The sequence below is a fragment of the Sphingobacterium bovisgrunnientis genome, assembly GCF_009829085.1.
Classification (GTDB): Bacteria; Bacteroidota; Bacteroidia; order Sphingobacteriales; family Sphingobacteriaceae; genus Sphingobacterium; species Sphingobacterium bovisgrunnientis.
This window is the reverse complement of record NZ_WUQY01000060.1, coordinates 1-7,878: the sequence shown is the minus strand read 5'-3', so window position 1 is coordinate 7,878 and position 7,878 is coordinate 1. Positions and strand designations below refer to the sequence as shown.

3 protein-coding genes are annotated in these 7,878 nt (G+C 35.4%); 1 reads left to right on the top strand and 2 read right to left on the bottom strand.

Features of this window, described 5'->3' with window-relative positions:
• The first annotated feature begins 489 nt into the window (after window positions 1–489).
• The gene (locus tag GOQ16_RS16895; protein WP_160070373.1) at window positions 490–2,121 is read left to right on the top strand and encodes an ABC-F family ATP-binding cassette domain-containing protein; all 1,632 of its coding nucleotides are present in this window, start codon (window positions 490–492) and stop codon (window positions 2,119–2,121) included.
• 294 nt (window positions 2,122–2,415) lie between these two features.
• Here the strand turns inward: GOQ16_RS16895 and GOQ16_RS16890 are convergent, their stop codons facing one another.
• Both GOQ16_RS16890 and GOQ16_RS16885 read right to left on the bottom strand, forming a co-directional pair.
• Entirely contained in the window at window positions 2,416–4,860 is a 2,445-nt protein-coding gene (locus GOQ16_RS16890; RefSeq protein ID WP_160070372.1) for a DUF4982 domain-containing protein, read from the bottom strand.
• Window positions 4,861–4,942: 82 nt separating this feature from the next.
• Entirely contained in the window at window positions 4,943–7,837 is a 2,895-nt protein-coding gene (locus GOQ16_RS16885; RefSeq protein WP_160070371.1) for an exo-beta-1,4-galactosidase, read from the bottom strand.
• Window positions 7,838–7,878 lie beyond the last annotated feature (41 nt).

Below are 7,878 nucleotides of genomic sequence, written 5' to 3'. Positions count from 1 at the left end.
ATGGCGGTAGTTGAATTTTTGCAAATTAAATATAGCAATCCCTGCTATATAAATTACCGCCATTTTTTACCTTATTTAGGACGCTTCTGATATTTCTTTAAAATTTATTTTAAGGATTTGCACTAAAGTTTAAACCCTAAAACCATACGATAAATTTAAATTAATTTAAAAATTGTTATTGAAGGCTCTTTTTGAAATTGTAGCTATTTACCTACATAAAGTTTTTCAAAAAACACTATTGTGTTAAATAATTTTCTTTTAACAAACATTTTTTAAAAAATTTGATACAAAAAGTAGGTGTAGCGAATATTATATCACACATTGATATTTTAACTTTTATTAAAATAAATAATATAATTATTAAATTCAATTAATGACTGACAATAAAAATAAATTAGATGTTTTAATGATATTCTTACATTTTCATGCAAATGGTTATAAATAAATTGCATAAGTAGTATCTTTGCATTTCATAAAAAAAATTCTATTGTGATTGATGTAAATAATGTCTCTGTAACATTTGGAGGCACAACTCTTTTTAGTGATGTATCTTTTTCTATTAATGAAAATGACAAAATAGCCCTTATGGGCAAGAATGGAGCTGGAAAATCCACGCTTCTAAAAATCATTGCTGGTGTTGGCAAAGCTACAACTGGTGGGGTGTCTGGCCCGAAAGAAGCAGTGATAGCATATTTGCCTCAGCATCTATTAACACATGATAACGTCACCGTATTTGAAGAGGCCTCAAAAGCTTTTGAAGAGGTATATAAGATGCGTGACGAGCTTGAGGAAATCAATGAGCAACTGAACATACGCACAGATTATGAATCTGATGATTATATGAAATTAATTGAGCGCGTATCCGAATTGAGTGAAAAATTTTACTCAATTGAAGAAACAAATTACGACGCTGAAGTTGAAAAAGTTTTGAAAGGACTTGGATTCGAACGTACAGATTTCACGAGACAAACTTCAGAATTTTCTGGAGGTTGGCGAATGCGCATCGAATTAGCGAAGATATTACTTAAAAAGCCTGATTTAATCCTATTGGATGAGCCGACTAACCATATGGATATTGAAAGTATTCAATGGCTGGAAGACTTTTTAGTAAATTCTGCAAAAGCTGTTATTGTCATCTCTCACGACCGTGCATTCGTAGATAATATTACAAATCGTACTATAGAAGTCACTATGGGGCGTATTTATGATTATAAAGCAAAATACAGTCATTATCTTGAATTGCGAAAAGAGCGTCGCGCGCATCAGCTCAAAGCTTACGAAGAACAGCAACGATTTATTGCGGATAATCAAGAATTTATCGATCGTTTCAAAGGCACTTATTCGAAGACATTGCAAGTACAATCGCGTGTGAAAATGCTAGAAAAATTAGAAATAATTGAAGTTGATGAAGTTGATAATTCTGCTTTGCGTTTGAAATTCCCTCCTTCGCCAAGATCAGGGAATTATCCCGTGATCGTAGAAGATTTATCTAAATCGTATGGTGATCATGTGGTTTTCGAAAAAGCGAATATGGTTATCGAGCGTGGTCAGAAATTAGCTTTCGTTGGTAAAAATGGAGAAGGTAAATCCACGATGATCAAAGCTATCATGGGTGAAATCGATTTTGAAGGAACTCTAAAAGTAGGCCATAACGCTAAAATCGGTTATTTCGCTCAAAATCAAGCTGCCTTATTGGATGGGGAACTTACTGTATTTGATACAATAGATCAGATTGCAGTTGGTGATGTACGCGTAAAAATAAAAGATTTGTTAGGTGCATTTATGTTCAGCGGTGATGACATGAATAAAAAGGTAAAGGTATTGTCTGGCGGTGAGAAAACACGTTTGGCGATGATCAAATTACTTTTAGAACCAGTCAATGTTTTGATTTTGGATGAGCCTACCAATCATTTGGACATGAAAACTAAGGATATTATTAAAGATGCATTGCAAGATTTTGATGGGACATTAATATTAGTTTCTCACGATCGTGATTTCTTAGATGGCTTAGTAACTAAAGTTTTTGAATTCGGTAATAAACGAGTGCGTGAGCATTTCGAAGATATTAAAGGCTTCTTAGAATACCAAAAGATGGCAAATCTAAAAGATATCGAAAAATAAAAATATTAAGCCTGAAACAAATGTTCAGGCTTAATATTTTTTTATAAATCCAAGGATAATTTGGCGAAATGTATTAAATGTAAGATGCTATCAATCGTGCAGAATAAATTGCCGTTTCGAACGAAATTAGACTCATAGCATTTCAGACATTACCTAATTTAGAGTATATGTATTGTAAATAATGAGCAACCAAACCGATAAAAATATTTTTTTTTGAAGTTTTCGATAAATTAAGTAGTCAATAAAAAATCACGGCATATTCAATAGGACTAAATCATTTGGAAATACCTATATCTATTTTACTGTAATGTTTGCTTGAGCAGGTTTCAAACCTTTTGCTTTTACCAAAAGTTTTGCTAATCCTGCTCTATCAGAGGACATAACCAAAACCACTAACTGTCCATTAAAGGTTTTCATTTCCGGCATATGGAATGATTCTAAAGATGTCGGATCGCCATTGCAGACGGCTCTAAAATTAGCTGCGCCACTTACTTCAAATTGTAAAGGTATATTTGCATCAGGGCATAAATTACCCTGCTTATCCACTATTGATACTTTCACGAATGATATATCTTCTTTGTCTGCATGAATTGTTGTTCTATCCGCCTCTAATACAATTTTATATGGCTCTCTGGCAGTATGGATTTCTTTCTCCATCGCTGTAGAACCATCTTTGTTATAAGCAACCACTTTTAAAGTTCCAGGCTCATACTTCACATCCATCCACATCAAGCGATAGCGATGCTGAGGTGTAGAATTATTCTTTTGTTGTATGCCCATACTCTTGCCATTTACAAAAAGCTCCGCGCGGTCAAAGTTTGTATACACAAAAACAGGTGTTGTCTGACCTATTCGATTGGGCCAATTCCAATGCGGTAAAATATGTAAAGTATTATCCGTAGTATTCCAGCGACTGCGGTATAAATAAAATCGGTCTTTAGGCAAACCTGCTAGGTCATTAATACCGAAATAAGAACTACGGGAAGGCCATTTTTCATCATACGGCGTCGGCTCACCTAAGTAATCAAAGCCAGTCCATACAAACTCTCCTATCACCCAATCTTTATCATCCTGTAATATAAAATCATCTTCCGGCAGGTTAGACCAACTCGTTGATTCAAGATCATAGCTTGAAGATTGTAAATCATCATACGTTTTATTTTTAGCTTTCTCTACAGGGAATTTATAAACACCTCTTGAACTTACAGTTGAAGCCGTTTCTGAACCTAACAGCATCCCTTGAGGAAATTTTTGGTATGCCTCTTCGTAAAGATGTGTTCTATAGTTAAGTCCTGGAATATCAACCACAACGCCAAACCCTGATTCCATAACAGCCTTTACTTGATCCATGCCTACAGTAACAGGACGAGTTGGATCTTCTCTATGAAAAATATCTTGTAGAAACTTCGCTCTTTTAACACCTTCACTCCCCCACTGATCAGGAACCTCATTTCCAGAACTCCACATCACAATACTAGGATGGTTTCGTGTTGCACGAACTAAATTGACAATGTCTTTCTCCGCGTCCGAATTGAAGAATTTCGCATAGCCATTCTTAACCTTAGGTTTTGCCCACTCATCAAAACTTTCTGCCAAAAACAAAAAGCCCATTTCATCTGCCAACTCCAATTGTTCGATAGAAGGCATATTATGTGCACTTCTAATAGCATTACAACCCATATCTTTAAGGATTTCCATTTGCCGACGAAGCGCTGCTTTATTTACAGCTGTACCTAATGGTCCTAAATCATGATGTAAACACACTCCTTTGAATTTTGTCACATTACCATTTAGCATAAAACCCTTTCCAGCTACGTACGCAATGGTTCTAATTCCAAAACGCGAATGAAGAATATCCATCAACTGACCATCTTTAAACAATTTAGAAACAGCAACATACAAATTTGGTGTTTCTGGAGCCCAAATTTGTGGATTTTGAAGCTTAATATCTTGTTCGAAATATTTCCCAAAAATGTTGGAAGTAGAATCTTTGGCTAATAAGCCTCCATTTAAGTCCTGAATTTCTGTAATGATATAATCAGGTTGACCAATGACTTCGGATTTAATATGTATTTGTGCAAAGTCATCTTGCACTTGCTTTGTGGTCACACTAACTCCCCATTGCTCGAAACTAATATCTTCATTCACGATTAAAGAAACATTACGATATAATCCCGCTCCTGGATACCACCTTGAGGACTGAGGCGGATTTGTAAGATGTACGGCTAATGTATTTTCTTGATTTTCTAATAATTCATTACTAATATCGAAATAGAAATAGCTGTAACCATAATTCCATTGACCAATTAATTTGCCATTTAAATAAACTTTAGGCTGACTCATAGCTCCTTCGAAAAGCAACAGTGCGCGCCTCCCTTTTTTGAATGTTGGAACTTTAAAAGTATTACGATACCAGGATTCACCTATATAAGGCAATGCCCCAGTGCGACCTGTTTTTTCAGTAGCCTCTTTTTCATTATTTTGTGTTATCGCAACAATCTGCTTATCTATATCTTTGTCAAATGGCCCAAAAATAGCATAATCATGAGGAATACGAACCTTTTCCCAATTCTTCGTATCAAAGTTAATCTGTTCGGCTTGTGGAATAGAACCGCGCTTGAAAAACCAGCCATCATTCAATTGTATCACTGAACGAACTTGTCCAAGAGCAACGCCTCCAACTAGCAGAAATAATACAGTAGTTATTAATTTTGTATAACGAATTAATAAATGTTTCATAGACATAATTTGGTTCCTTTGAAATTATATGAATAGGAAAATATATGAAACATATCATAGAAAACCATCCTTTACTGTCCTACTACTTTATCTTATTCTGGTTCGAGTTTGGCTTTAATTCATCTGGACTATCCTTTGTATAATTCGATACTTTCGTGCGTGATTCCGTAGTAAAAATATCTTTAATAACTACTAATGATAGCTTGTCTTTTGGATTAAAATTGTCTGACTCCATATAATTTAGTATAGAATGAAATAATTGGGAAGATGCTGGTTTTCCTTGTAAATTCTCCTGTAAGTCAGCACTACTTACAACAATTTTACCTTCTCCAACTTTAGCTTCAAATATTAATCCTAATCTTCTACTCACAAACCATGTATCTATCGGTTGTACAATTGGTCTAAAAGAGGCTGGAAAATCTTCCAAATTCATCACTTGAGACTTATGTTGTATATCCCACCATTGTAATTGCGAATGATAGCTTGTTGGGAAATCAGAAAATGCTTTATGGTCTTTTTGTATTAACATGCCCGTAACATGAGGTGGACGCATTTTGAACCAAGATGTATTCCAAAATACAGGTAAAAAGTGCATTTCCACTTCTTTGCCTTTGACTACTTTTCCTGCAGCATTCAGAAACACCTTCCCTCCTCTCTCCAACACTTTTTTTGCAGCATCATCCAATTCAGTGGTATAATATACTGATGTACCACGATCTTTTTTGACCGAAGGATACACCCAAAAATCCCAATCATTTATAAATGACGTACCGCGAACCGAGACTTCCAATTTCAGTGCTTTGGCATTTCCTATTGATTGTAAAGATTGATTTATCTTTCCTACCGGAATACCATTTTCAATGGGATATGATTTACTTTCAAAACTTCCCTTATGAGAAATTTCACCATTTTCATCACGAATAACCCAATCAATAATGGCATTCTCTAACGAGGTTCTACCCGAATGAAATAGTACAACATCCACACTTAAATTTTCAGTGTTAGAAAATACAAATTTGGGAAACTGTGCTAATGGCACTGTTTCATTACTAAATCTTCTATACTCATCTGCAGTGACGTAACCTTTCTCTTCCCAGAAAGCATTTAACACACCAACCAATGCGGTGCCCTGTCCTGGAAAATCTTGCAAGCCTAATAGTTGAAAACCATTGTAATTGGGCGTACGTAAAATTCGTTCAATATCATGTTTGTAAGCGAGTGTCTGCAATTTTCCCGAAGCCATCAAAAAATCCTTAGCCTGATCTAGCATATGGTTGTCAGCTAAAATTTGTCTGAACATTTCCATATTCTTGGCGCGATATGCTCCTGTATAATTTTGAATTTCATCAAAATTTGGAAAGACACAGTATTGACCATTTTCGTGCGCCACAAAAGGAACATCAAATTTGGAAAGTTGTTCAGAGAAATCAGAATACGTTTCTGGCATTCTATTCCATTGAAGTCCCCGAACTCCACCACGCACCTGAAATTCAGCATTTGGAACAACAGGCCAACTCCCCCCAACAGACATACCTGTATAAACTCTTCGTGAATCGCGTTTTCTCCAGAAATCTACAAACTTATTTAAATATGCGACCTGATTACCAGCTGGTTCATTTCCCGCGGACAACATTACGAATGACGCATAGTTGCCGTAGTGATCAACCATGCGAATACTTTCATCGTATAGATATTGATCAACAGGTTGACCTAAACCAATTTTCGGACCGTGGTTTGGCCAACTTGGAGCTTCTGGAAGTAAATACAAACCTACGATATCAGCTGCAATGAAAGCAGCTTCTGGTGGACACCAGGAGTGAAATCTGACGTGATTAAGTCCATAATCTTTGATTTTTCTAAAAATTTTCAACCAATCTTCAGTTTTTGTCGAAGGATATCCAGTCAATGGGAATTCACAATTATGCAGCGTACCCCTTAAAAACACAGGACGACCATTAATCAAAAACTGCTTTCCATTGATTTTAAAATCGCGCATTCCAAATTGTATTTCTTTGGAAGATTCTCCTTTGGCAGTTATCAAACTAATACTTAATTTATATAAAGTTGGATCGAATTCATCCCAAGTCAACATGCCTTCGCCCATAGGCAAATCTATTTCTAGTTGTCCATTTGTATTGGAAGAGTAAGTCGCAGTAACTTGCTTTGTTTGATGACTTACATTGGAATTAAAACTTTTCGCAGATAGTTTGATTTTACCAATAATAGATTGTTTCAAATTATTGGATATGTTGACTTTAACTTTAGCTTTCTTATTCGCTAAATCTGGATAAATTTCTACAGCATCAATATGAACTAATGGCTCTGATTGAAGTGCTATTTTTCCGATAATCCCGTTCCAATTTCCCTGTGTATGATCTGAAATGCTATGTGAATCAGGACCAACATTTATCTCTTTTATTTGATTATCTACTCGGATAGTTATGCGATTATTTCCACTTTTCAGATATGCTGTAATATCGTAGATATGCGGCGCAACTAGTGAGTTTTGAAGTCCAACTTCCTTCTCATTTATCCAAACTCTAGTTTCGATATGCGTTCTTTCAAGGTAAAGTGTGATATGATTATTTTTCCATTTCGATGGAATTACAACATTTTTCTGAAACCAAGAAGCCCCTACATAGTGTTTAACCGGTGTCAACCAAAATGGAATATGAATATTGCCTGGCTGCCTAAATTTCTCCAATGCGGGATTGAAATAGAACGAACTGTCATAAATAGATCCTGTCCATTTTGTATTCAACGTGATTTCATCACCTTTGTCTTGCTCAGCCAAAGATCCCGGAAGGCGTATTTTATCCTTTAACGATTGATTGAACCATTGCTCCTTAACCCCAACATCGCTCTGATCTAATGAAAAATTCCATTCTCCGGCTAACGAAATCTTCTGTTGAGCAAAAATTTCATTAGGTAATGACAAATAAAACAACAGTAAAAATAAGTATACAGTAAACCTCATAAAAAAATTAGATAGATGAATTATAATTGGAAGACAGCAGT

Coding starts and splice junctions, on each gene's coding strand:
- GOQ16_RS16890 (WP_160070372.1), bottom strand. CDS start 4,860: ATGAAACATTTATTAATTCGTTATACAAAATTAATAACTACTGTATTA.
- GOQ16_RS16885 (WP_160070371.1), bottom strand. CDS start 7,837: ATGAGGTTTACTGTATACTTATTTTTACTGTTGTTTTATTTGTCATTA.